This is a genomic window from Curtobacterium sp. B8 (assembly GCF_000333315.1).
GTDB classification, from domain to species: Bacteria; Actinomycetota; Actinomycetes; order Actinomycetales; family Microbacteriaceae; genus Curtobacterium; species Curtobacterium luteum.
Map to the genome: position 1 here is coordinate 1 of NZ_BACW01000121.1, position 1,859 is coordinate 1,859.

Below are 1,859 nucleotides of genomic sequence, written 5' to 3' on the forward strand. Positions count from 1 at the left end.
TCCCGTCCGTGGGTGCCGTCCGTCGTCAGCGCGCGTCGCGCGCTTCGGGTGCGACCTCGTCGACGACCGCCCGGCGGTCCGCCGGATCGACGGGGAGGCCGTCGCCGTCCGCCATCGCGACCGCGTGTGCGGACTTCGCGGCCTCCAGGGCCTCGTCGTCGTTCCGGGCCATGCCGAACAGCTCGATGAACCGCGACTTCACGAGCAGCCAGGCATCACCGGGGCCCAACCGATCGAGGTCCGAGGACGTCGAGTCGTCACGCACACGCTGCAGCGACGACACCCCGCGGTCCGGGATCCGACCGGCCACGTGGTCCACCGCGAGCCGCGCCACCGCGTCCGCCTGCGCGTGCATCACCGAGTGGGCGCCGTCCACCACCTCGCGGAGCACCGCGTAGGGGAACACCCGGGCCAGCCGTCGGACCCAGTCCCGCGGCACCATCGCGTCGTGCTCACCACGCACGATGAGCGTGCGGGCCTGCACCTCGGCCGCACGCTCCTCGATCGGGAAGGCGATCATCCGCGGCAGGACCTTCGAGAACCAGTGCCACCCGCAGAGCGCGTAGGCCGTGATGCCGTGCCAGCGCACCGCCGCCGGTTCGTGCACGGTCGAGCGGAGGAACCGGAACGCCGACTGCCGCACGGTCCGTGCCCGCGAGTCGACGACCGGGCTGATGAGGACGAGGTCCGAGATGTCCGGGCGCCGGGCCGCGACCTCGGTCACCACCTGCGTGCCCATGGAGTGCCCGACGAGCACCGGATCCTCGAGACCGAGCTCGTCGATGACCCGCTCGACCGCGTCCGCGAACCGCTCGATCGTCACCCGGCCGCGGAAGTGCGGGACGCCCGCGAACCCGGGGAGGTCGAGGGCGTGGACCGGGCCGTTCTCGTTGAGGTGCGGGGCGAGCCGTTCGTAGTACGTGGCCGCGATGCCGAGGCCCGCGACGAGCAGGAAGGCGCGTTCGCCCGGTTCGCCGATCGAGCTGACCCGGACGTAGGTGCCGTCGACGGCGATGCGGTCCACCTCGACCGTGACGTCGGCGTCCTCCGCCTCGGCCAGGCGGCCCGCCGGGTCCGGTGCGGCGTCACCGCGTGCGGTGCGGCCGTCGGTGTGCAGGGTGCGGTCGTCGGGGTGCGGGGTGCGGTCGTCGTCCACGGCGTCTCCTCGGGTCGAACGGTCGCCCAGGATACCCGCGCCGGACTCCTGCCCGACGGACCCCACCCCGTCAGCCGCTGAACGTGTTCGCCGGGAGCCCGTGGACCCGCGTCGGGACGGCGAACACCGCTCCCGAGTGCGGATGCGCCGCCAGCTGGCCCTCCTCGAGGTTCTCCCGTGCCGTCGCGATGAAGAGCGTCGACAGGTCGTCGCCGCCGAACGCCACCGACGTCACGTTCGGCGCCGGGACCTCGACGACCTCGAGCAGTGCGGCGCCCGGGCTCCACCGCTCGACCCGCCCGGAGCCGTACACCGCGGTCCAGAGGCAGTCCTCGTCGTCGCGGACGAGCCCGTCGTGCGCCGCACCGCTGATGAAGGGCACGAGCTCGCCGAGCACGCCGTCCGGTCCGTACGACGCACGGTAGATGGTCGAGGTGCTGGTGTCCGTCACGAACATCGTCGTCCCGTCGGCGGACCACTCGAAGCCGTTCGCCACCCCGAACCCGCCACGCAGTGTCCGGACGGAGCCGTCGGCCTCGAACGAGTACAGCGCGCCAGCGGGGTCGTCACCGCCGAGGTCCATGCTGCCGACGACGAACCGGCCGAAGGGGTCGCACTTGCCCTCGTTGAACCGCATGCCCGCGGTCGCGTGGTCCACCCGGGCGAGTTCCCGTTCGACCACGCCGTCCTGGTCGGTGAGCAC

Annotated in this window: 2 protein-coding genes; both read right to left on the reverse strand. The window is 72.9% G+C overall.

Going from position 1 to position 1,859, the window contains the following annotated elements; genetic code table 11:
- Positions 1-25 precede the first annotated feature (25 nt).
- On the reverse strand, positions 26-1,156 hold the full coding sequence (locus I59_RS03190) for an alpha/beta fold hydrolase (RefSeq protein WP_187289781.1): 1,131 nt from the start codon (positions 1,154-1,156) through the stop codon (positions 26-28).
- 70 nt (positions 1,157-1,226) lie between these two features.
- On the reverse strand, positions 1,227-1,859 hold a 633-nt coding region (locus I59_RS03195), incomplete at its 5' end, for an SMP-30/gluconolactonase/LRE family protein (RefSeq protein WP_083881925.1).